The sequence below is a fragment of the Stenotrophomonas sp. 2201_Sma genome (assembly GCF_056486685.1).
In genome coordinates this window covers 1-21,497 of the sequence record NZ_CM151329.1, presented here as the reverse complement: position 1 = coordinate 21,497, position 21,497 = coordinate 1, and the positions used below count along the sequence as shown (strand labels likewise).

The 21,497-nt window shown below is 61.7% G+C and carries 20 protein-coding genes and 1 pseudogene; 1 reads left to right on the top strand and 20 read right to left on the bottom strand.

Annotated elements, in window-relative coordinates:
* Positions 1-89 precede the first annotated feature (89 nt).
* The 5 genes from ACZLIF_RS00105 to ACZLIF_RS00085 form a co-directional block, all read right to left on the bottom strand.
* The gene (locus ACZLIF_RS00105; RefSeq protein WP_012478638.1) at positions 90-1,391 is read right to left on the bottom strand and encodes a tyrosine-type recombinase/integrase; all 1,302 of its coding nucleotides are present in this window, start codon (positions 1,389-1,391) and stop codon (positions 90-92) included.
* Positions 1,392-2,010: 619 nt separating this feature from the next.
* The gene (locus tag ACZLIF_RS00100) at positions 2,011-2,484 is read right to left on the bottom strand and encodes an NIF family HAD-type phosphatase (RefSeq protein WP_021204601.1); all 474 of its coding nucleotides are present in this window, start codon (positions 2,482-2,484) and stop codon (positions 2,011-2,013) included.
* A 118-nt stretch (positions 2,485-2,602) separates the two neighbouring features.
* Positions 2,603-3,391 (bottom strand): hypothetical protein, encoded by a 789-nt coding sequence (locus ACZLIF_RS00095; protein ID WP_254620664.1) that lies wholly within the window; start codon positions 3,389-3,391, stop codon positions 2,603-2,605.
* Between the two features lie 299 nt (positions 3,392-3,690).
* Positions 3,691-4,782 carry a PA0069 family radical SAM protein gene (locus ACZLIF_RS00090; protein WP_021204599.1) on the bottom strand — a complete coding sequence of 364 codons (1,092 nt, stop codon included), beginning with the start codon at positions 4,780-4,782 and terminating at the stop codon, positions 3,691-3,693.
* 150 nt (positions 4,783-4,932) lie between these two features.
* The gene (locus ACZLIF_RS00085) at positions 4,933-5,268 is read right to left on the bottom strand and encodes a hypothetical protein (RefSeq protein ID WP_012478634.1); all 336 of its coding nucleotides are present in this window, start codon (positions 5,266-5,268) and stop codon (positions 4,933-4,935) included.
* 80 nt (positions 5,269-5,348) lie between these two features.
* Between ACZLIF_RS00085 and ACZLIF_RS00080 the strand changes: the two genes are divergently transcribed.
* Positions 5,349-5,573: a helix-turn-helix domain-containing protein gene (locus tag ACZLIF_RS00080; protein WP_012478633.1), complete on the top strand. Its 225-nt coding sequence runs from the start codon at positions 5,349-5,351 to the stop codon at positions 5,571-5,573.
* A 159-nt stretch (positions 5,574-5,732) separates the two neighbouring features.
* Here the strand turns inward: ACZLIF_RS00080 and ACZLIF_RS00075 are convergent.
* The 15 genes and pseudogenes from ACZLIF_RS00075 to dnaA form a co-directional block, all read right to left on the bottom strand.
* Positions 5,733-5,969 (bottom strand): annotated as a pseudogene (locus tag ACZLIF_RS00075) (radical SAM protein); the annotation flags it as partial.
* 77 nt (positions 5,970-6,046) lie between these two features.
* Positions 6,047-6,790 (bottom strand): pyridoxine 5'-phosphate synthase, encoded by a 744-nt coding sequence (locus tag ACZLIF_RS00070; protein WP_111187091.1) that lies wholly within the window; start codon positions 6,788-6,790, stop codon positions 6,047-6,049.
* A gap of 9 nt (positions 6,791-6,799) precedes the next feature.
* The gene (locus ACZLIF_RS00065) at positions 6,800-7,069 is read right to left on the bottom strand and encodes a hypothetical protein (RefSeq protein ID WP_053517208.1); all 270 of its coding nucleotides are present in this window, start codon (positions 7,067-7,069) and stop codon (positions 6,800-6,802) included.
* Between the two features lie 40 nt (positions 7,070-7,109).
* On the bottom strand, positions 7,110-8,573 hold the full coding sequence (cls, locus tag ACZLIF_RS00060) for a cardiolipin synthase (protein WP_065182132.1): 1,464 nt from the start codon (positions 8,571-8,573) through the stop codon (positions 7,110-7,112).
* A gap of 160 nt (positions 8,574-8,733) precedes the next feature.
* Positions 8,734-9,147: an ExbD/TolR family protein gene (locus tag ACZLIF_RS00055; protein ID WP_053517211.1), complete on the bottom strand. Its 414-nt coding sequence runs from the start codon at positions 9,145-9,147 to the stop codon at positions 8,734-8,736.
* A 3-nt stretch (positions 9,148-9,150) separates the two neighbouring features.
* Positions 9,151-9,576 carry an ExbD/TolR family protein gene (locus tag ACZLIF_RS00050; RefSeq protein ID WP_053517212.1) on the bottom strand — a complete coding sequence of 142 codons (426 nt, stop codon included), beginning with the start codon at positions 9,574-9,576 and terminating at the stop codon, positions 9,151-9,153.
* A gap of 61 nt (positions 9,577-9,637) precedes the next feature.
* On the bottom strand, positions 9,638-10,399 hold the full coding sequence (gene exbB, locus ACZLIF_RS00045) for a TonB-system energizer ExbB (RefSeq protein ID WP_053517213.1): 762 nt from the start codon (positions 10,397-10,399) through the stop codon (positions 9,638-9,640).
* Between the two features lie 92 nt (positions 10,400-10,491).
* Positions 10,492-11,160, bottom strand: a complete 669-nt coding sequence (locus ACZLIF_RS00040) for an energy transducer TonB (RefSeq protein ID WP_053517215.1) — start codon at positions 11,158-11,160, stop codon at positions 10,492-10,494.
* Positions 11,161-11,303: 143 nt separating this feature from the next.
* Complete coding sequence (locus tag ACZLIF_RS00035) at positions 11,304-12,497, bottom strand: tetratricopeptide repeat protein (RefSeq protein ID WP_128987818.1); 1,194 nt, start codon at positions 12,495-12,497, stop codon at positions 11,304-11,306.
* 132 nt (positions 12,498-12,629) lie between these two features.
* Positions 12,630-13,436, bottom strand: coding sequence for a M48 family metallopeptidase (locus ACZLIF_RS00030; protein WP_478462235.1), 807 nt, complete (start codon positions 13,434-13,436; stop codon positions 12,630-12,632).
* Between the two features lie 70 nt (positions 13,437-13,506).
* The gene (locus ACZLIF_RS00025) at positions 13,507-14,352 is read right to left on the bottom strand and encodes a CPBP family intramembrane glutamic endopeptidase (protein WP_128987816.1); all 846 of its coding nucleotides are present in this window, start codon (positions 14,350-14,352) and stop codon (positions 13,507-13,509) included.
* A 67-nt stretch (positions 14,353-14,419) separates the two neighbouring features.
* Entirely contained in the window at positions 14,420-16,879 is a 2,460-nt protein-coding gene (gyrB, locus tag ACZLIF_RS00020) for a DNA topoisomerase (ATP-hydrolyzing) subunit B (RefSeq protein ID WP_065174070.1), read from the bottom strand.
* Positions 16,880-16,991: 112 nt separating this feature from the next.
* A complete protein-coding gene (gene recF, locus ACZLIF_RS00015) occupies positions 16,992-18,086 on the bottom strand; it encodes a DNA replication/repair protein RecF (protein WP_128987815.1) in 1,095 nt (364 codons plus the stop codon).
* 703 nt (positions 18,087-18,789) lie between these two features.
* A complete protein-coding gene (gene dnaN, locus ACZLIF_RS00010) occupies positions 18,790-19,890 on the bottom strand; it encodes a DNA polymerase III subunit beta (RefSeq protein ID WP_005411731.1) in 1,101 nt (366 codons plus the stop codon).
* A 275-nt stretch (positions 19,891-20,165) separates the two neighbouring features.
* Entirely contained in the window at positions 20,166-21,497 is a 1,332-nt protein-coding gene (gene dnaA / locus ACZLIF_RS00005) for a chromosomal replication initiator protein DnaA (RefSeq protein ID WP_053517222.1), read from the bottom strand.

Below are 21,497 nucleotides of genomic sequence, written 5' to 3'. Positions count from 1 at the left end.
CCGTGTTCAATCTGATTTGATAAGGTGAGTCGGTCACATGCGAGGAGTAGTGCGTATGCTGGCCGTGGAGCCGTGTGAGCTCCAACTCGTCAGGCCTCGACGCCGATTCGCATAAAGGGTTGACCTTCAAGGTGCAGTCTGATCGATTCCCTGGTTTCGCTCTCGAATGCGTTCGCGCTTCGCAGGTAGATGGACTCAGTCGTATCCCTGAGACTGTGTCCCAGTACCGACTGAACATACTTGATCGCATCCATGTCACCGTTTGCGCGCTTCTCCATGTACGTGTACAAGGCGAAGGTGTGTCGAAGGGCGTGAATGGTTATTCGCTCGCGCTGCGTGGATTCGTAGCGAGCCAGGTCACGCTCTTTGGAGAGCCGTTTGAGCAGCCTGTCCTTGGCCTGGGCGAAATGCCGGTCGAAGATCTGCGGGGTTATCGGATTGCCCGCATGCTTGCGGTTGTTTGCGTCGAGGACGAATAGGACGCCGTGATCCTCGAGCTTGTGGTATCCCAGTCGGAGGTCAACGAGGCGCTGCCGAACACCTTTGGCATAGCGCTTCAACGCGTTGAGTAGCCAGACTGGAACGGGAACATTGCGCTTCTTGTTACCTTTCCCGAGCACGGGGATGGCGACTGCAGTGAGAGGATCGCGCCCTTCCGTACGGGCCTGAAGGATGGTTTTCGCTTTGAGATCGCACACTTCCGCCCGCCTCAGTCCTGCTTGATAGCAAAGCTCAGCCATCAATCGCTGCGCCGTGGTTGCGTATGCCAGTTCAACCAGACCGTTTCGCTCGAGCACAGGGTTTGGACCTAGTTCGTCAAGAATACCGACGACGGTCTCGGGATGGAGCGCAGTGATGAGTTCGTCAGCGTCGTTCAGCCCGGGAAGGTCGACGCCAACGTCGAGAACTTGAACAGTTCCTCGCTTCGTCTGCTTGCTCAGCAGCGCTGGTGCCTTCCTCAGGTATCCCCGTTTCACGCAGAATGCGATTAGCTTGGTCACGGTCGACCATCTTCGATGAATAGTCGCGGCGGCGAGCTTATCCAAGGTCACCGCAGAGTCCAGGTCAGTCAAGGTGTCCGCATAGGATCTGAGGAGATCCTCATCTACGTCGGAAACGAGCTTTTTTCTTGCGTCAAGAAAGTGATGGAAGTCGGTGAGGTCAGCCGCGATAGCTGCGGTTGTGTTCTTGCTGCAGGCAAGCTTTGGCTTTGGACCGATCGTTAGATGGGCATCTGCAAAGAATTCAAAAGCGGGCTGAACGATCGTTCCATCAGACCTGCTGACCAAAAAGCAGAAGCCTTCGGGTAAGGGTACGCCTTGCGCACACTTGATTCCTGTCGCTTCCGAAGCGATTGCACGTGCGGTGCATATTTCGACGTCATAGACCATGGCGCCGAAAGCTATCAGGTATACGGAAAGTTTTTTTTGCTGTGAGCCTTACGGTACGTTAACAACTGAAATGAGAATCATGCCTACTTTTTACTTCCATTGATTCATATATTTACGCGTGATCGTGACCCTACTGGTACGCTCGGTGTGAAGGAAGACCTGCTCGCTGGTACGGGGGAAGTGCGCAACAGAGAGGTGGGTTCGTTCGTCGCGCAGGCTAGATTTGCTCCTTCAGTACCAATGTTGGTGTCCGCTTGGCGCGGCAATCGGTAGCGCGCGGTCAATGGCTACCCAAGGCTGGCAGTGAGTTGACATCATCAATCGGGAGACGCCGCGGTTGCTACTGCGCGTTCTTTAGGGAAGCGTGTTGGCTGGGCAGTGGGTACGCCTGGAGCTACCGATTCAATTGCTGCCGGCAAAGGTAAGGTTGCCGCAACGCCACTGCACCACTTTTGATTGCTGGCAACCTTTGGTTGGCCGTCTCCGGGTTCTCCGGAGCGACGCTATCAAAGAGTTTCTCGAGTGCTGCCCGCGTGCTGATCCCTAACTGTGCCGAATGTGCGAGAGGACGGCCGCTGCATACGCGCTCTTTCAACGAGCCATCGAGACAACGCGCTGCTCAGCCATGATCGGCGATCATGTGGCCGAGGTCGGATGCACTCTGCAGTTCAATGATGCGATCGGTCAGGCGTTCAGCTGCGATCTGCAACCCGTCATCGTCTGACGAGTACGGGGAGCCGAACAGCGGGATCTCGACCCACAGTCTCTCCTGCCCATCATGCACATAGGGGCCATGGTCATCCAAGAGAAGGGCTTCACCCACGTGGGGGGAGACATAGGAAAGATCCTTTGTCCTTCCAGACCAGTGGATGTATCGAAGCTCGACAAACCATGCCGGAACACTGCCTTCCCTAGCCAGGAGTCCGGCAATTCTTCTTGCAAGTGCCTCGGGAACCGTAGTGAACAGTACAAGTTCCTCGAACTGCGATCGGACATCCTCTAGGAACCGGTGAAGCCCAGGGCGAGGAATCTGACTGACTGCGTTGGAGATGAGCGTGCCTTCGAGGTCCAGTGCCAGGATGGTTGGCTTCATTGGGAGTTCCTGTCTAAGCTTCTAAGCCTGAGTAAACGCATCGGTAGGTAGCTATCCATGGCGTGGGTCACAGGGTACCGGTTCGGGCTACGCCCCTCTGAAACTTTGCCCAACCACTTCACTTCCGTTGGATTGCTTCTGAGACCTCTACGGCCCAACGCGAGGTGTGGATGATCCTGGTCTCCTGCAGCTGCTCTTGAAGGATCTGGCGTTTGGTGAGCTGAGACACCGCCTCCCACTCGTTCCTGAAGATGTAAGTGGCATTGCCTGACTCGGGACTCTCGAACACGTATCGATTCCTTCCCGTGAACCCAAAAACGATGTACTCACTGAAACCGCCTAATCCGACTGCCATGAAGTCGGGCTCGTGACGAGTGATGGTCCGGATGCGCTGCTTAGCGACTGCGCGGTCGCTGTCGGTCAACTGCTTCAGATAACTATCCAATACCTGCATCGCTCTATCGAACGGGAACTTCCCCGGAGAGAGAATGCGCCAGTTGATCTTCTCGACCCTGACCGGCACCGCGAGGTCCGGGTCAACGATTTCGAAGTGTTGGAAGCATTCCAGGTAGATGTTGAGGAGGTTTGCAATGCTCTCTTCTGGCTCCGTCCGGTCAATGATCCTAGTAGCCATTGCGATACCACTGTCTGTATCTACAGCAGTGAGGAATTCACCAGGTGGTGCAACGTATTCCCTGGGATAGGTCTCATAGGATCTTGTCTGAGTACCGTGGTGAGTGTGTCCGTGCCAGTCCTTCCACGAGGTATTGATTGATCGAGACTTGGTGACCATCGGAAGGTCCTTTCGGATGATCTCTTTGCCTCGGGCATTGAATAACGTCGCGGGTCCTTCGGCGCTTGGCACAATGGAAGCGCCTGCGAGCGGAAGGTCGTCGAATCCCAGCATCGCCGCTTGGTGTTCTGTGAGTGGGCCGCTAAGAATGCGAAACTGTGGCAGCCGCTCAATCGTGCTTCGGTAGACTGATAAACCTCTCACTTGCTTGGGCATACGCTGGTCCTTTTCATGAGGAAGCGGGATAACCAAATATGTTTGGAAAGCCGTCTAAGCTTGCTGCGGAGGAGATGCTATTTCCTTTTCGGGGAGATGGTATCAGTACTCAGAAACCTAGGACGCTCTGTCCCTGTAGGCGCCGCTCGGACTGCATCCATAGCTTTGTACTGATGCTAGCCTCGTTTTCCGTTCGGCTAGAAAAGTTGCCCCTGTGGCGACTTGTCTTGGGGAGGTTGAAAAAGATGAGTGGCCAGCGCTGGCAGCCTAGTGAAACCGAGTTCACGATGCTTCTTTTCAAAGCGCTTCCGGATCAAGTCCGCTACAGGGCCAGTTCCGGACATCCTGGTGCCAAAGCTGGCGTCATACTCCTTTCCACCATGCATCTGTCGCATCAAGCTAAGCACGTGCGCAGCGCGGTCCGGATAGTGCAGCTCGAGCCATTCTCTCCAAATGTCCTTAATCTCGTTGGGTAGCCTGAGAAGCACGTAGCCTGCTGCCCGAGCGCCGTGTTCGTGAGCAGCCTCAAGGATGGCTTCTAGGTCATGGTCGGTGATCATGGGAATGACCGGCGCGATCAAAACCCCTACCGGTACTCCTGCCTCGTGCAGCTGATTCATTGCTCGCAGCCTTGCGTGGGGAGCAGCAGCTCGTGGTTCCAGTTTTGCAGATAGCTTCCTGTCGAGCGTGGTGACCGAGAAGTAGACCGTAACCAACCGATCCTTGGCCATCGACGCCAGCAGTTCGACGTCCCTGGTGATCAAGGCACTCTTGGTGACGAAGCTCACCGGATGCTTGGCATCAGCAAGCACCTCAAGGCATTGGCGTGTAATTTGGTAATTCCTTTCAATCGGCTGATAGCCGTCTGTGTTTATCCCCAACGCAATCGGGGTGCACTTGTAGTTCGACTTGCTAATTTCTGCTCTGAGGCGCTCCGGGGCATTTGTCTTTGCAAACAGGCGCGTCTCGAAGTCTAAGCCTGGTGAAAGGCTCAAGTAGGAGTGAGAAGGGCGAGCAAAACAGTAAACACAGCCATGCTCGCAGCCGCGGTACGGGTTGACCGACGCGCTAAAGCCAACGTCAGGGGATGAGTTGTGGCTGATCACTGTGCGCGCTCGCTCTTCCTGCACCTGAGTTCTCAGCGGTGGCGCGTCTTCCATCTCCTGGTAGACCGACTCCCAGCCGTCGTCGACTCCCACTGTTGCAGTGGTATCGAAACGGCTTGGGACACGCGATGCGGCCCCTCTGCCTTTGAGGGGAACTTGGGCCTTTCGAGCATCCTGTTCCATGGCGACAACTTGGGAAGGTCGGGCCGTTAGTATTATTGCTAACCACAGGCGCCGCAACACCGTGAAATTCAGCTAGCTGTAGGCCATACGGTCGTTTGGCGAGTAGGTTCTGCCCAGGCTTATCCACAGCTTCGGCTGGCAAGGCCTTTATCAGCTGCGTTGGCCATGGAGCGCTTTGGCTTCCGCCAAGAAGATCTGCATCAATGCCCGCGATCGACGTGTTGCTGCAGGCAGTGGAATGCCCAACTGTGCGCAGAGCGAAGTCGCATATGCCATCTGTGCACCCGTGGGCGGCTTGATGTCCCAATCCGTTAGCTGGGGGATGAGCTTTGAGAGCTCTTCTGCCAGGCGGTACTCAAAGCCTCTTGCTTGCCCTTCCTCTTCTTGCATTCGACGCATCTGCATAGCGACCTGCTCCCTGCCCATGGGAGAAAAGGGAAGCTCAAGAGTGAACTCCAGTTCCGGACATACGAGGTAAAAGTTCATGGGAGATGCAATTAGTACTTATAAGTAGACTACCTTTAGAGGCGTAGTCTTTAAAGTACTGGAACCACAAGCTGCTTCGTATGGTCGAGCATACGAACCAAGCGAAACTTGCAGATGTGATCCGCGCGCATCGCATTGATCTGGGTGTCAGCCAAGAAGCCTTTGCTGACCACATCCAGATGCACCGCGCCTACTACAGCAAGATCGAGCGTGGCGAAAAGAACCTCACTCTCGCTACCTTGGAGCGAGTTGCTAAAGGCATGGGTACCTCGATGTCGGCCCTGCTGCGCGCCGCAGGGCTCTAACACTCTTTGCAGACCACGAAGGTTGGCCAACCTCTCCAGGATGGGCGTGTTTGGCCGGCACTGCGCGGGGGATTGTGCCGATAGCAATGTGTTTACTGATTATTCTCTAACCTGTTGATCTATATGGATTTATCTAGTGAACAATCAGGGGGTATTGATACCGTGCTCGCAGCCACGATACGGATTGACCGACTGGCTGAAGCCTACGTCCGGGGAGGTATTGCGGCTGATGATGCTGCGCGCGGTTTCAGCGCGTACCTCGGTGCGCAGGCGGGGGGCCGCGAACTCTTCGCTTTCATCCACTTCCCAGCCGTCGTCCACTGCCTCGCTGACGGTGCTCTCGAAGCGCCCGGCAAGGTGGGAGCTGGACCCTCGGCCTTTGATCGCGATACCCATGTGGGTAGCCTACGCCGCTGCCGTCTCAGCGGCTGCGACAACAGTATTGGCCCCGCCGGGCAGGGTCCGGCGCTACCTCAGAGCAGCGCCAGATAGCCCCGAACGGTCGCATCCAGCCCGTCATACAGGGCCTCGCCGATCAGCGCATGCCCGATCGAGACCTCCAGCACCTCCGGCACGTTCGCCAGGAAGTCACGCAGGTTGTCCTGCGACAGATCATGGCCGGCGTTCACACCAAGCCCAACGGCCTGCGCGCGGCGCGCGGCCGTGGCGAACAGCGCCAGCATCGCTGCGGCGTCGCCTGCGGCGTGCGCTTCGGCATAGGGTCCGGTGTACAGCTCGATGCGATCGGCGCCGACCTCGGCCGCCTGTTCCAGCAGCGGGTTGCCGGCATCGACGAACAGGCTGACCCGGCAGCCCATCGCCTTCAGCTCGGCCACCAGCGGACGCAGGCGCTCGCCGTCGCGCTCGAAGTCGAAACCGTGGTCGGAGGTGATCTGGCCATCGCCGTCCGGCACCAGGGTGGCCTGCGCCGGACGCGTCTGCGCGCACAGCGGCAGCAGCCCCGGGTAGCCGTCGCGTGGCGGTGCGAAGGGATTGCCTTCTATGTTGAATTCGACGCCACGGACGCGGGTCAGCGTGGACAGCGCCATTACGTCCTCGGCGGTGATATGACGTCGATCGGGTCGCGGATGCACGGTGATGCCATGGGCGCCGGCATCCAGGCAGGCCTGGGCGGCACGCACCACATCGGGTTCGGCACCACCGCGCGAATTGCGCAGGACGGCGATCTTGTTGACGTTGACACTGAGCTGGGTCATCGAACGGTACTACTTGGAAAGAGGGGACGGATCGTGTTCGTCGCGTTGATCCGCGCCACGGGCCTCGGCCTGCTCACGCAGGCGGCGCAGCTCGTCGGCATCGATCAGGGTTGAGGGATCACTCTGCAGATCACCGAACCGGGCCACGTAGCGGCCACGCACCCAGGCCAGCAGGAAGGCGAGGGCCGCCAGCAGCGCCAGCGCCATCAGCCCCGGGCTTGGGGTTTTCAGCGCGAAGGCGAAACAGCCCAGCGCCGGCAGCAGGTACAACCAGTACATAGTCAGGCTCCCCGGATGATCGCCGCAGTGTAGCGCCGCCTTACAGCAGCGGCGAGGCCAGACGCGCGAAGGCCTCGGGCAGGCGTTGCAGCCACAGCGAGCGGGCCGCGGCCTGGTCGTGCACGCGGGTAGCGCGCTCGAACTCGGCCTCCAGCAGGCCCGCCAGGGCGGCCACCCGCTCGCGGTCGCTGATCATCATCGACAGTTCGAAGTTCAGGCGGAAGCTGCGATGGTCGAAGTTGGCACTGCCGACGATGCAGACATCGTCGTCGGCGATGAAGGCCTTGGTATGCAGCATGCGGGGGCCGTACTCGTAGATCTTCACCCCGGCGTGCAGCAGCTCGTCGAAGTAGGACCGTGCGGCCTGGGTCACGAACCAGGAATCGCTCATCTTCGGCACCAGCAGCCGCACGTCCAGTCCCCCCAGCGCGGCCGAGGTCAGCGCCATCCGCGCGGCTTCGCCCGGCACGAAGTAGGGCGTGACCAGCCACACGCGCTCCTGCGCTTCCTGGATGGCCGCCACGTGGAGCCGGTGGATGGTCTCCCAGCCCGAGTCCGGGCCGGACACCAGCACCTGTGCGTTGATCGAGCCTTCGCCGCGGAGCGGCATGTCCGCCGGCCACATCCGCGCGATGTCGAAATGCGAGTGGTCCTGACCGCTGGCGTAGAGCCAGTCCTCGGCAAACACCAGTTGCAGGCTGCGGACTACGTGACCGCGGATGCGCATGTGCAGGTCGCGATAGGCGTTGGCGTTGCGGCTCTCATCCTCGTCATCGGTGATGTTGATGCCGCCGGTGAAGGCGAGGCGGCCATCGACGATCACCAGCTTGCGGTGGGTGCGCAGGTTCAGCCACGGTCGCTTGAAGGGCTTCAGCAGCTGGCGGGGATGGAACCAGACCGCTTCACCGCCGGCGTCGAGCAGCGGCTGCAGGAAGCGTCGCGGCACCGCGGACGAGCCCACTGCATCGAGCAGCAGCCGCACCTGCACGCCGGCGCGGGCACGTTCGACCAGGGCATCACGCAGTGCGGTTCCGGCATGGTCGGGATTGAAGATGTAGTACTCCAGATGCACGTGGTCACGCGCCTGCGCCACCGCTTCCAGCAGCGCGGCATAGGTCGCCGCGCCATCGACCAGCCAGGTCACTTCGGTGGCACTGCTCGGCGCCAGTCCGGTGGTGGCCTGGGCGATCTTGGCCAGCTCGGTGCAATCGGCATCGGGCGGGCAGACGTCGCTGTAATGCTCCATCCCCGATCGCGCGCGGCCACGACGCAGGCGCTGCCGCTTCACCTTCTGCGGACCGAGCAGGTAATAGATGAAAAGGCCGAGGTAGGGCAGCAGGGCCAGCGACAGGATCCAGCTCAGCGTGGCTACCGGTTCGCGCTTCTGCAGCATGATCCAGCCCGCCAGCGCGAGCAGGTACAGCAGGTAGGCCACGGCCAGGATCGAACCCAGGTGGGCAATGCCATCAAGCCAGTGGCGGAGGGAGTCGAAGAGGGCGAGCATGCGCCGATCATAGCGGGCGCGTGAAGTCAGAGGGGGTCAGATCCCTTTTCCGCAGGGAAAGGGATCTGACCCCGTCGGGCTTCGCAGGCACAAAAAAAGACGCCCCTGTCTCCAGGGGCGTCTGCAGTCGCGTCATGACTGTTGTGTTGCGGTATTGCGTTTACTGCTGTACGAAGCCGATCTTCTTCATCTGAGCATTCTTCGCGGCAGCCAGAACCTTGGCCATCACGTCGTACTCGGAATCCGGGCTTGCATCGATCCGCAGTTCCGGCTGGTTGGTCGGGTCACGCTGGACCTCCTGTTCCATCCGCTGCTGCAGCTCGCTGGTGCTGATCGGGCTGTTGTTCCACGAGACCTGGTTGCTGGCGTCGATCTTCAGTTCGATCGGCGGCGGCGGTTCGACCAGCTGCGGCGGTGGGTTGAGCACGCGCTGCGGCAGGTCCACGGCGATCGGGTAGGTCATGATCGGCGCGGTCACGATGAAGATGATCAGCAGCACCAGCATCACGTCCACGAGGGGCGTGACGTTGATGTCGGCCATGGGGCCCTTGCCACCACCACTACTGAATGCCATGGCTTATTGCCCCTTTTCTTTGGTCGCGACGAAGCCGACGTCCAGCATGCCCTGCTCCTGCGCGACCTTGGTCAGGTCGTTGATGACGCGCATCTTGGTGGTGCGGTCACCACGCAGGTTCAGCGGCGGCTGCGGGGTCTGCTGGGCGGCGGTCGCCAAGCGCGACTCGAGCGTCTGCTTGGTGATTTCTTCGTCGTTCCAGTAGATCGAGCCGTCTTCCTTGACTGCCAGGGTGATCGGACCGGAGCGCTTTTCGGCGTCATCCGGATTCTGGATCAGGTTGGCTTCCGGCAGATCCACCTTGACCTTGTGGGACATCAGGGGCGCCGTGATGATGAAGATGATCAGCAGCACCAGCATCACGTCCACGAGGGGCGTAACGTTGATGTCGGCCATGGGGCCGCCGCTGTTACCACTACTGAAAGCCATAACGGGCTCCGTCTAGATCTTGATGACTACTTGCTTCGTCGCGGGTGGAAGCGCGCCGCAATCAGCGGACGCGCGAACCGGTGGCGAAGAAGTCGTGCAGGTCGTGCGCGAAGGTATCGAACTTGCTGATGGTCGCGCTGTTGATCTTGCTGAAGAAGTTGAAGGCGAACACGGCCGGGATCGCGACGAACAGACCGATCGCGGTCATGATCAGCGCTTCACCCACCGGGCCGGCAACGGCGTCGATCGAAGCGGAGCCGGTGGCACCGATCTTGATCAGCGCGCCGTAGATGCCCCACACGGTACCCAGCAGACCGACGAACGGTGCGGTCGCGCCGACGGTGGCCAGCAGGGTCATGCCCGACTGCAGCTTGTTGCTTTCGCGGGTGACGGCCTGACGCAGGGCGCGGTCGACGAATTCCGAACGGCTCAGGTTCTCACCCAGGCCACCGGTACCGCCGCCTTCAGCGCGCTGGTGGTGGGCAGCTGCCTGGGCAGCGTCCAGGGCGATCTTCGAGAACGGCTCCGAAGCCGGCTGCTCTTCCATCGCACGGATGGCGTCCTGCGCGTTCGGGGTGTCCCAGAACAGGCTGACGACGCGATCGGCAGCGCTCTTCAGGCGGGTGGCGCGGAAGATGTTGATGACGGTCCAGTACCAGGACATGGCCGACATGATCACCAGGGTCAGCAGCACGACCCAGGAAACAGCGAAATCACCCGGCTTGGTGGTCATTTCGTGGATCAGGTGCTCGAAGCCCATCTGCGACAGGGCGTTGGACGGATTGCCCCCGGCAGCAGCGGCGATGAAAATTTCCTGCAGCATGACGCTTACCTTTGTTGTGTGTGGTGATAAAGGGTGTAGCTAAGCTAAACAATCGAACCGGAGCGGGGGTGGCCCGAAGCCACCCGAACGCATCAGTTCAGCGCAAAGTTGACCGGGACGCGAACGCGACCTGCCGTCTTCTTACCGCCAGATTCAGCGGCGTTGAAGCGCCACTTGCGTGCTGCTTCCATCGCAGCACGGTCCAGGTCGCGGTTACGGCTGGACTTTTCCACCGTGACATTGGTGACGTTGCCGCTGGCATCGACATCAATGATCAGGATCACTTCACCCTGGATACCTGCGCGGAATGCTGCCGGCGGATAACGCGGGGGATTCATCGCCTTGGACGAGATGTCCACGCTGGCCTCGATCGACGCCGGCGGGCTTGGCGGCGACGGCGGGGTCGGCGGAGTGACGATATCGTTCGGACGCGGTTCCGGCACGTCCACGACCGGCGCCTGCGGCGGCGGCGGGACCGGCGACGGCTTCGGCGGCGACAGATTCTTCACCGGCGGCGGCGGAGTATCTGTCGGCGGCGGCGGCGGCGGCGGCGGGGGCGGCGGCGGCGGTGCGTCGACGATGGTCACCATCACATTGCGTTCCTTCTCCGCAGCGGCCTTGGGAGCCACGGCAGGGATCAGAAGCATCATGAAGGCGGCCAGATGCAGGGCGATTACAAACGCGATGCCGACGATGCGAGGCCAGCTCAGCCCCTTGTCATCGGGTTGTTCGTACCGGTGAACGACTAGTTGTTCCGTCATGCGCCAAGAGCTCAATAGTGGGGCCGGGATGCCGGGGGCGGAATCCCTGATCAGCGGTGCATGACACCGCAGGAACCTCCAAGCTTATACCAATCCTGAGCGCCTGCGCATCAACTGAGCAGGCGTTCAGGCGTTATTCCTACTTACTTCAGGTTGATGATTTTCTTGGCATCAGCCTGGTTCTTCACGCCCTTCGCCAGCGCCTGCTGGGCGGCCTGCTTGGCCTCGGGGACGCGACCTTCGGCATGCAGGACGCGTGCCAGGTTCAGGTAGGTCTCACCGTCCTTGGACAGCGGGGCGGCCTTCTGCCACGCATCGATCGCCTGCGGCACCTGGTCGGAGTAGTAGTAGGACTGGGCCAGCGCCAGGTAGACCTGGTAATCCGGCTTCAGGATGCCCTTCTGCAACCCTTCGTTGATGACCGCGATGACGTCCTTTTCCTTGTTCTCGGTGTTGGCATAGATCGAGTACAGCTGCTTGTACTCGCGCTCTTCGGTGAGCTGGCCGCTGCTGCGCAGCTTGTCCATCACCGCGGCGGCCTTGGGCATCTGGTCGGCCTGCATGTACATGTTGGCCAGGTTCAGCTGCGCCTTCTTGTCGTTCGGGTTCTTCGCCGCCAGGGCCTCGGCGGCCTGCACGGCTTCACCGGTCTGGCCGGCCTCGGACAGGGCTGCCATCAGCAGCTGGTTCCAGCTGTCCTTCGGCTCGGTGGAGCCGGCGATCGCCTGCTTCAGCACCGGGATCGCTTCCTGGTAGCGCTCCAGCTGGTACAGCGCCTGGCCCTTCGCGATCAGCTCTTCCGGCTTGGTCGACTTGCTCTCGGCGAAGTACTTGTCCAGGGTGGCCAGGCCTTCGGCGGTCTGGTCTTCCTGCAGCTGCAGCTGGCCCAGCATCAGCATCGACTGGAAGTGGCCGTTGTTGTCCAGGCCGTTGAACTGCAGCACCTGCTTCAGGTAGGCGATGGCGGCGGCGACATCGTCGGTCTGGTAGGCGGCCTGCGAAGCCAGCTGCGCGGCCAGCGACTTGTCGTACTCGTTCGCGGCGCTGTCAGCCAGGATGGCGTCGGCCTGGGTGCGGGTCTCCGGGAACTTTTCCTTGTTGTAGCTGTCTACCAGTTTCTGCAGCTTGCCGCCCATCTTGGCCGAGGACTTGGCCGCCGGCTCCTGGCGGGTCGCATTGGGGTACAGCGGTTCGGCCTTGGCCTGCTTGCTGCTGCCGCCGCGGTTGCCACGGTCGGAGGAACGCGAGGACTGCGCGAGCGCATCGGTGACCACGGCGCCGGTCAGGGCGGTCGCGACGAGGACGGAAAGCACAGCTTTGTGTTTACGGAAAATCATCGTTCACCTCGATCGAACCGCCGGATAGCGGCAAAGTCGGACTGTCAGAAAAATCTGAGCCGCCAAACGTATCAGAAACAGATGGCGTGAGAAATCGTTTTATGTGCTGCAATACAGCATGAAACTGCGCACTCATCCGCACTTTGGTCGCAGTCCGGCCGCCTGCGCCTGCTGGTAGACCGGCATCAGGGCAGGGGAATCACGTCGCAGCTCCTGGATCCGGTTGGCCGGATCGGGGTGGGTGGACAGCCATTGCGGGCTGCGTCCGCCGCTGGCGGCCATCATGTTCTGCCACAGGTCCACCGCCTGCGCCGGGTTGAAACCGGCCTGCGCCATCAGCCGCTGGCCGATCACGTCCGCCTCGCTTTCCTGGGTCCGCGAGCCCGGCAGCAGGAACGCCGTCTGTGCCCCCATGCCGCCAAGCTGGTTGACCGTGCTGGCCGCGCCTTCGCCATAGGCAGCGCCGGCCAGTGCGCCGAGTACCGCCAGGCCGGTCTGCGCGCCCATCTGCCGGGTGATGCGCTCCTCGTGGTGGCGGGCGATGACATGGCCGATCTCGTGGCCGATCACGGCCGCCAGCTGGTCCTGGTTCCTGGCTACGGTGAAGATGCCGGTGTTCACGCCCACCTTGCCGCCAGGCAGGGCGAAAGCGTTGGGTTCCTTGTCGACGAACACGGCGGTTTCCCACCGTACGCTACGGTATTGTGGAGGCAGCTGGGCGACCAGCGCGTTGACCACGCACTGCACGTAGCCGTTCTGCCGGCCGTCCGTGCTGATCTTTTCCTTCTGCTTCGTCTCGGCGAACGCCTGCGCGCCGAGCTGGTCAAGCTGTGCCTGCGAGACGCCACCGATCATCTGCCGCCGTCCGGTCGGCGAGGTGGTGGTCGCGCAGGCGCTGACCAGGGTGGTGATGACAAGGGCCAGCAGCAGTTGTTTCATGGGTCCACCCCCGTGTTCATGAGCGCAGTGTGTATCGTCGCTGCTTAATCTTTCGTCAAGCGGGCAGCCGTTACGTCGCGCCGAAGAACACCAGCGCCGCCAGTGCCACGGCATTGTTCAGGGCATGTGCGGCGATGGCCGCCCACAGCGTTCCGGTACGGCGGTACAGCCAGCAGAATGCAGCGCCCATGCCGCCGTAGACCAGCCACAGCTGGGCGATCTCGGCCGGGCCGTTGGCGCTGGTGCCGGGAATTTCATGGATCAGGGCGAAGGCAAGGCTGCTCAGTATCATGCCCAGCCAGGGGCGACCGGCCTGCCACAAGCGCCCGAACAGGACGCGCCGGAACAGCAGTTCCTCGTAGGCCGGCGCCAGCACCACCGCGAACAGCATCAGGAACAGCGGAAAGCGCGCGACCGCGTTCTGCATCAGTTCCACGTTGGTCGGCACCGGTTCGATGCCGAACTGCCGGGACAGGAAGGCGATGCCGTTGCTGCCCACCACGATCAACGTGGCCACCAGCAGCGTCCAGCCCCAGGTGGAGGGCCGGCGCAGCGCGTCACGCGACGCCTGGCGTTCGGCCGCATTGGCCGGTCGTCGCCAGAAATACAGCAGCAGGGCCGCGCCGCCGGTAGCGAACAGCGCCATCAGGATCTGCGCCAGGGCACCCGGCTGACCCAGTGCTTCGGTCAGGGTGCCGGGATCGGGTGCGGCGCCGTTGGCCTTCGCGTTTGCGTAGCCGACCATCAAGCCGCGGTACACGCCCCAGAACAGGCCACTGATCAGGCTCAGGCCGAACAGGGTGACGGCGGCGATGCCCAGATCGATGAAGAATCCCGCCAGTGGCGAAGCGGTGCGGGGGGCAGCGGTCACCGGCGGAACCGGCGGCGGTGCGGAAACCGGAGCGGAAGCGGACATCAGATACCTGCGATCAAGGGGCAAGGGCCGGCGCGCCTCCCCGCGCACCGGCCACGTCCCGATTGTGTCAGATATCCAGGTTGGCGACCTTCAGTGCGTTGTCTTCGATGAAGTCGCGGCGCGGCTCGACGACATCGCCCATCAGGGTGCTGAAGATCTGATCGGCGGCAACGGCGTCTTCGATGCGTACCTGCAGCAGGCGGCGGGTATCCGGATTCACGGTGGTATCCCACAGCTGTTCCGGATTCATTTCACCCAGGCCCTTGAAGCGCTGGATCTGGCGACCGCGCTTGGCTTCATCCAGCAACCAGTTCTGCGCCTTCACGAACGAATCAACCTCGATCGACTTGGCACCGCGGGTGATGGTCGCCCCCTCGCGTACCAGGCCATGCAACAGCTTGGCTGCCTGATGGATCGCGCGCAGTTCGCCGGTTTCCAGGGCCGAAAGCGGCAGCACCTGGATGTGCTCTTCGCCCATGTGACGTCGGGTCACCAGCACGGCCGCGGGGCGCTGTTCATTGGCCTCCTGCAGTTCCAGGCTGAAACGCGGGCTGCCCAGGCTGCCCTGGTTCAGGCGCCTGGCCAGCGCGTCCAGGCCTTCGCCTTGTCCGGCATTGCGCAGGGTGTCCAGTTCCAGCGGCATGAAGTCGACCAGCGCTTCGAGCAGGTTGCGATCATAGCGATGCGCATTGCGTTCGATCGCGTCCTGCGCGGAGGCGTAGGCCAGCAGCAGCTTCTCCAGGGCAACGCCCTCGATGCCGGGCTCGCCGGCGGCCGGCACCAGCGACGCGTTTTCCACCGCGCTGCTGGCCAGATAGCTGTCCAGCGCCGGATCATCCTTCAGGTACAGCTCCTGCTTGCCCTGTTTGATCTTGTACAGCGGCGGCAGGCCGATGTAGACGTAGCCGCGCTCGATCAGCTCCGGCATCTGACGGTAGAAGAACGTCAGCAGCAGCGTGCGGATATGGGCGCCGTCGACGTCGGCGTCGGTCATGATGATGATCTTGTGATAGCGCAGCTTGTCCGGGTTGTACTCATCACGGCCGATGCCGGTACCGAGCGCGGTGATCAGCGTACCGACCTGGTCGGACGACAGCATGCGGTCGAAGCGCGCACGTTCCACGTTGAGGATCTTGCCGCGCAGCGGCAGTACCGCCTGGTTCTTGCGGTTGCGACCCTGCTTGGCCGAACCACCTGCCGAGTCACCCTCGACGATGAACAGCTCGGACAGCGCCGGATCCTTCTCCTGGCAGTCGGCCAGCTTGCCCGGCAGGCCGGCGATATCCAACGCGCCCTTGCGGCGCGTCAGGTCACGAGCCTTGCGGGCCGCTTCGCGCGCGCGCGCGGCATCGACGATCTTGCCGGCAATCGCCTTCGCTTCGTTCGGATTCTCCTGCAGGAATTCTTCCAGACGCTGGCCGAAGGCACTTTCCACGGCCGGACGCACGTCCGAGCTGACCAGCTTTTCCTTGGTCTGGCTGGAGAAGCTGGGATCGGGCACCTTCACCGACAGCACCGCGATCATGCCCTCTCGCATGTCATCGCCGGTCAGGTTGATCTTTGCCTGCTTGGCGATGCCGTTCTGCTCGATGTAGTTGTTGAGCACACGGGTCAGCGCACCGCGGAAACCGGCCAGGTGGGTGCCGCCGTCCTTCTGCGGAATGTTGTTGGTGAAGCAGTACATCGTTTCCTGGTAGGAATCGGTCCACTGCAGCGCCACTTCCACGGTGATGCCGTTGGATTCGCCGCTGACCGCGATGACGTTCGGATGCAGCGGCGTCTTCAGCTGGGCCAGATGCTCGACGAAACTGCGGATGCCGCCTTCATAGTGGAAGTCGTCGCGACGGCCATCGCCGCGTTCGTCCGCCAGCACGATCTTGACGCCGGAGTTCAGGAACGACAGCTCACGCAGGCGACGGGCCAGGATGTCGTAGTGGAATTCGACGTTGTCGTGGAACGCGACGGTCGACGGCCAGAAGCGCACGGTCGTGCCGCGCTTGGTGGTGCTTTCCAGCTTGGCCAGCGGGCTGACGGCAGCGCCGTTGCTGAATTCCTGCTGGTAATGGAAGCCGCCCTGGAATACGTCCACCAGCAGCTTCTGCGACAGCGCATTGACCACGCTGACACCCACACCATGCAGGCCGCCGGAAACCTTGTAGCTGTTGTCGTCGAACTTGCCGCCGGCGTGCAGGACCGTCATCACCACTTCGGCTGCCGAGACTTCGCGGCCCAGCTTGGCGCTCATCTGCTCATGCTTGCCGACCGGAATACCACGACCGTTGTCGGAGACCGACACCGAACCGTCGGCGTGGATCGTCACCGCGACATGGTCAGCATGACCGGCCAGCGCCTCATCGATGGAGTTGTCGACCACCTCGAACACCATGTGGTGCAGGCCGGTACCGTCATGGACGTCGCCGATGTACATACCGGGACGCTTGCGGACAGCCTCCAGGCCTTCCAGGGCGGTGATGCTGTTGGCGTCGTAGTTGCCATTGTTTACCGGGGTGTTCTGTTCGTCGCTCATTGCGCTTGCCGTAGGCTCCGCAGGTCGGGCACCACAGGAAGCGGTGCGCCGAGAATGAAAGGATTGCAACCCGAATTATACCAGCCAGGGTCGAGCGGCCCTGTTGTACGCACTATGGCACAGCCACGATCTGTCCATGTTCCACGTGGAACCGGGTGATGTCAGTCAGCGCCTGCAGCGCGGCCGGCGTTTCAGTTGCCGTGACGAATATCTGCGCCGGGCCGGCAAGCAGGCGCTCCAGCACCCGCGCCTGGTGAGTGCGATCCAGTTCGGAGGCCAGATCGTCCAGAGCAATAACCGGCCATTCCCCGCGCTGTTCCGCATAGTCTTCGGCCTGGGCCAGCAGACACGCCAAGGCCGTGAGTTTGGCCTGGCCGCGCGACAACGCGTCCCGCCCTGGAATATGGCTGAAGTCCACGCTCCAGTCCGCCCGATGGGGCCCAACGGATGTATAGCCCGCCTGCCGGTCCCGCTCGCGTGCCAACAGCAGTGCATCGGCCAGCGGCAGTTCGTGGCGGCGCCATCCCGGACTCAGGTCCAGCGCCTGGATACCCAACTGGGGGGCAAGACTGGCCGCCAGCGCGATGGTGCGCTCCTGCAGCCGCTCCAGATAACGCTGACGTCGGCTGGTCAACGGTTCGCCGGCCTCAGCCAGTTCGTGATCCCACGTATCGAGCATCCTTGCTGGCCCTCCCTGCTTGAGCAGGGCATTGCGCTGCTTGAGCGCCCGTGAGTAGCGGCGCCACAGGGACAGAAAATCCGGTTCCACGTGGAACAATCCCCAATCGAGAAAACGCCGACGGGGCTCACCACCACCGCTGACCAGGGCATGGCTGCCCGGCTCGAATGTCACCACCGCCAGTGCTGCACATAGATTGCCAAGCTGGCTGACATCTTCACCATCCAAGCGCCCCTTCCAGTCCTGTCCGCTATGGCGGAGACCGGCCTTGCGGCGGTGCGGCGATGACTGGCCGCGCTGTTCATCCCACTCCACAAAGATGTCCAGCGCATCCTGGCCCTGGCGGACCAGGCCGTCGCGCACCCGGCCACGGAAGCTGCGCCCATAAGCCATCAGATGCAACGCCTCCAGCACACTGGTCTTGCCGGCACCGTTGTCGCCCGTCAGCAGATTCAATCCCGGTTGTGGCGACAGCTCCACCACGGCGAAGCGGCGCAGATGGTGCAGGACGAGGCGACGGATCTGCATGGGGTGCGAAGGACCATCCGCACGAAGCGGTAAAGGGGCAGGGAATCCATCAGCTTACTGCATCGGTCAAGTCCGCCGTGGGCGTCAGGCTATCGCCCTGCAGACCATGGCGCGGTTGCGAACGTGTCCTGACCGGCTTACGGACGACGGCCCGCAAAGAACCTGCCGCATTTCCTTGAAATCTGCGCACCAACACCCGTGGCGGTTCCACAGATTTCAAGAATTTCAAGCAAGCGGTTTCACGCTATGCACAGCGGCCCGGTATTACTTATACACAAGGTATGGGCAATCTGTGGATAAAAAAGCCGCTTTGGCCCTGCCTGAAATCTATCCACAGGTTCCCCCCCAGCCCCAGGCGCCGATATGCAGGGGGTTTCATCACACTAAAACCCAATTAAATCAACGAGATGACCCTCTTTTCCACGAAATCTGGCTCTACCATCACCACCTAGCTTTAGATTTATACCCAGATTTAGAAGCTAGGAAGGACATAGACCGCCTGTAACGACGTCTGTGGATAGTGGCGTCAGCAACAGCAGCAGCTACGCGGATCCAGACAGCCAGAACAGCTACAGGGATCTGTCACACAGGGGACTGGCCTGTTGCAGCGCGATGGAGAACAGGAATGCTCCACGTGGAACCGCAAAAAAAACGCCCGGAACGTTCCGGGCGTCTTCTGGTTCCACGTGGAACAGCGCAACCGTCAGAGACGCAGCGGCATCACCACATGGCGGGACTTCTCGCTGCTGGACTCGCGCACCAGCGCCGACGAATTGGAATCGCGCAGCTGGATGATGACCTCTTCGTCGCGCAATGCGGACAGGGCGTCCAGCAGGTAATTCACATTGAAGCCGATGGCCAGATCGCTGACGGTGGTATCGGCTTCGATCTCTTCCTGCGCCTCTTCCTGCTCCGGGTTATGCGCGCTGATCTTCAGGTTGCCCGGCGAAACTTCCACGCGGATGCCGCGGTACTTCTCGTTGGACAGGATGGCCGCACGCTGCAGCGAGGCGCGTAGTGCCTCACGGTCGACCTTCACCTCGCGGTCGGCACCAATCGGAATCACGGCTTCATAGTCCGGGAAACGACCGTCAATCAGCTTCGAGGTGAACGTGACATCGTCCCGCTTCACGCGCACGTGGCTGCGGCCTACCTCCAGCTCGATCTCCCGGTCGCCGCTCTCCAGAAGGCGCTGCAGCTCGGTCACGCCCTTGCGCGGCACGATGATCTGTCGCTTGGAGCCGCTGGGCTTGGCCAGATCCGTTTCACACAGGGCGAGGCGGTGTCCGTCGGTGGCCACCGTACGCAGCGCATCGCCACGCAGGTCGAACAGCAGGCCGTTGAGGTAGTAGCGCACGTCCTGCTGGGCCATCGCGAACGCAGTGCGTTCAATCAGCTCCTTCAGGGTCGCTTCGCCGATCGCCACGCGCTCGGTGGCCTCCACCTCGTCTACCGACGGGAAGTCGTTGGACGGCAGCGTTGCCAGGGTGAAGCGGCTGCGACCCGCCTGCACGGTGATCTTGTCACCGGTCTGCGAAACAGTGATCCGGCTGCCATCGGGCAGGGCGCGGATGATCTCGAACAGCTTGCGCGCCGGAATGGTGGTTTCGCCGTCCTGGGCATCTTCAACCGCGATCCGCGACACCATCTCCACTTCCAGGTCGGTACCGGTCAGCGAAAGCTGGCCGTTCTGCACCTGGACCAGGAAATTGGCCAGAACCGGAAGGGTCTGGCGGCGTTCGACCACGTTGACGACCTGTGCCAACGGCTTGAGAAAGGCTTCGCGCTGCAGTGTGAAACGCATGTGGTTCCGTGCCCCTATGCTTTAAAAAATGTGGAATAAATCAAAAGCTTGGTGGTGCTGGTAGAGACAGAATCGCTGGAAAACAACGTTAAGTCTTTGTAATAAAAAGGATTTCTGGCCTCGAAACCCTCTGTATTACCGCCCCCCAGAGGGTGGGGAAAGTTGTGGATAAATTCCGCGCGTTGTCAGGCGCCTTTTTTATCCACAACTCATCCCGCGCTTGCTACCGGATTCTGCACCGTTTTGTGCGATGACGCCTCATCGGCGTCCGTGCATCATTCGCTCAGCTTCCGGATCAGCTTGTCCCAGTCCTCGCGGAGCTTGCCGTCGGTTTCCATCAACGTCCGGATCTGACGGCAGGCATGCAGCACCGTGGTGTGATCGCGACCGGCGAATGCGTCGCCGATCTCGGGCAGGCTGTGCTCGGTCAACTCCTTGGTCAGGGCCATGGCGACCTGGCGCGGACGGGCCAGCGAGCGGGTGCGGCGCTTGGACAGCAGATCCTTGATCTGCAGCCCGTAGTAGTCGGCAACGGTTTTCTGGATGTTGGGAATGCTGATCGCCTGCTGCTGGGCGCGCAGCAGGTCACGCAGGGTTTCCTGCGCGAACTCGGTGGTGATCGCACGGCCGGTGAAGTTGGCGCGGGCGGTCAGGGTATTCAGCGCGCCTTCGAGGTCGCGCACATTGGAGCGCATCTTCTTGGCGATCAGGAACGCAACATCATCGGGAATCTCCGCACCGCGTTCGCGCGCCTTGGCCAGCACGATCGCCGCACGGGTCTCGAAGTCAGGCGGTTCGATTGCGACCGACAGTCCCCAGGCAAGCCGCGACTTGAGGCGCGCTTCCAGCCCTTCGACCTCACGCGGGTACCGGTCACAGGTCAGGATGATCTGCTGCTTGCCGTCGAACAGGGCGTTGAAGGTGTGGAAGAACTCTTCCTGGGTGCGATCCTTGCCGGCGAAGAACTGGATGTCGTCGATCAGCAGCGCGTCGACCTGCTGGAACTGGCGCTTGAACTGATCCATGGTCTTTTCCTGCAAGGCCCGGATCATCGCGCTGAAGAACTGTTCCGAGCGCAGGTACAGCACCTTCGCACCCGGATTGGCCTGGCGCATGGCGTTGCCGGCGGCGAACATCAGGTGGGTCTTGCCCAGTCCGGTGCCTCCGTACAGCAGCAGCGGATTGTGTGCGCGATCGCCCGGTTTCTGCGCTGCCTGGAACGCAGCGGCGAGGCCGAGCTGGTTGCTGCGGCCTTCGACGAAGTTGGCGAAGGTGTAATGGCTGTCCAGATTGCCGGCGAACGGCACCTGGGGTTCGCTGGCTGCGTGCGCCGAATGCGTGGAAACCGGCGCGGTCTGCGCCTCTACCGGGCGCGGACGGGAGCCGATTTCAAGAAAAACGTCGCTGAATCCGGCGAAATGCGCCAGCAGCTCGCGGATGCGCGCCAGGTACAGCTCGCGCACCTGGTCGACGATGAAGGCATTCGGTGCATACAGCACCAGGCTGTCCACGCGCAGATCGGCCTGCAGCGGCTTCAACCAGGTGTGAACGTCTTCAGGCGGAAACTCCGCTTCGAGGCGTTCGAGACTACGGGACCAGGCATCCAT

Excerpts from the sequence above, each read along its gene's own strand:
- ACZLIF_RS00105 (WP_012478638.1), bottom strand. The coding sequence starts at position 1,391 with ATGGTCTATGACGTCGAAATATGCACCGCACGTGCAATCGCTTCGGAA.
- ACZLIF_RS00100 (WP_021204601.1), bottom strand. The coding sequence starts at position 2,484 with ATGAAGCCAACCATCCTGGCACTGGACCTCGAAGGCACGCTCATCTCC.
- ACZLIF_RS00095 (WP_254620664.1), bottom strand. The coding sequence starts at position 3,391 with ATGCTGGGATTCGACGACCTTCCGCTCGCAGGCGCTTCCATTGTGCCA.
- ACZLIF_RS00090 (WP_021204599.1), bottom strand. The coding sequence starts at position 4,782 with ATGGAACAGGATGCTCGAAAGGCCCAAGTTCCCCTCAAAGGCAGAGGG.
- ACZLIF_RS00085 (WP_012478634.1), bottom strand. The coding sequence starts at position 5,268 with ATGAACTTTTACCTCGTATGTCCGGAACTGGAGTTCACTCTTGAGCTT.
- ACZLIF_RS00080 (WP_012478633.1), top strand. The coding sequence starts at position 5,349 with ATGGTCGAGCATACGAACCAAGCGAAACTTGCAGATGTGATCCGCGCG.
- ACZLIF_RS00070 (WP_111187091.1), bottom strand. The coding sequence starts at position 6,790 with ATGACCCAGCTCAGTGTCAACGTCAACAAGATCGCCGTCCTGCGCAAT.
- ACZLIF_RS00065 (WP_053517208.1), bottom strand. The coding sequence starts at position 7,069 with ATGTACTGGTTGTACCTGCTGCCGGCGCTGGGCTGTTTCGCCTTCGCG.
- cls (WP_065182132.1), bottom strand. The coding sequence starts at position 8,573 with ATGCTCGCCCTCTTCGACTCCCTCCGCCACTGGCTTGATGGCATTGCC.
- ACZLIF_RS00055 (WP_053517211.1), bottom strand. The coding sequence starts at position 9,147 with ATGGCATTCAGTAGTGGTGGTGGCAAGGGCCCCATGGCCGACATCAAC.
- ACZLIF_RS00050 (WP_053517212.1), bottom strand. The coding sequence starts at position 9,576 with ATGGCTTTCAGTAGTGGTAACAGCGGCGGCCCCATGGCCGACATCAAC.
- exbB (WP_053517213.1), bottom strand. The coding sequence starts at position 10,399 with ATGCTGCAGGAAATTTTCATCGCCGCTGCTGCCGGGGGCAATCCGTCC.
- ACZLIF_RS00040 (WP_053517215.1), bottom strand. The coding sequence starts at position 11,160 with ATGACGGAACAACTAGTCGTTCACCGGTACGAACAACCCGATGACAAG.
- ACZLIF_RS00035 (WP_128987818.1), bottom strand. The coding sequence starts at position 12,497 with ATGATTTTCCGTAAACACAAAGCTGTGCTTTCCGTCCTCGTCGCGACC.
- ACZLIF_RS00030 (WP_478462235.1), bottom strand. The coding sequence starts at position 13,436 with ATGAAACAACTGCTGCTGGCCCTTGTCATCACCACCCTGGTCAGCGCC.
- ACZLIF_RS00025 (WP_128987816.1), bottom strand. The coding sequence starts at position 14,352 with ATGTCCGCTTCCGCTCCGGTTTCCGCACCGCCGCCGGTTCCGCCGGTG.
- gyrB (WP_065174070.1), bottom strand. The coding sequence starts at position 16,879 with ATGAGCGACGAACAGAACACCCCGGTAAACAATGGCAACTACGACGCC.
- recF (WP_128987815.1), bottom strand. The coding sequence starts at position 18,086 with ATGCAGATCCGTCGCCTCGTCCTGCACCATCTGCGCCGCTTCGCCGTG.
- dnaN (WP_005411731.1), bottom strand. The coding sequence starts at position 19,890 with ATGCGTTTCACACTGCAGCGCGAAGCCTTTCTCAAGCCGTTGGCACAG.
- dnaA (WP_053517222.1), bottom strand. The coding sequence starts at position 21,497 with ATGGATGCCTGGTCCCGTAGTCTCGAACGCCTCGAAGCGGAGTTTCCG.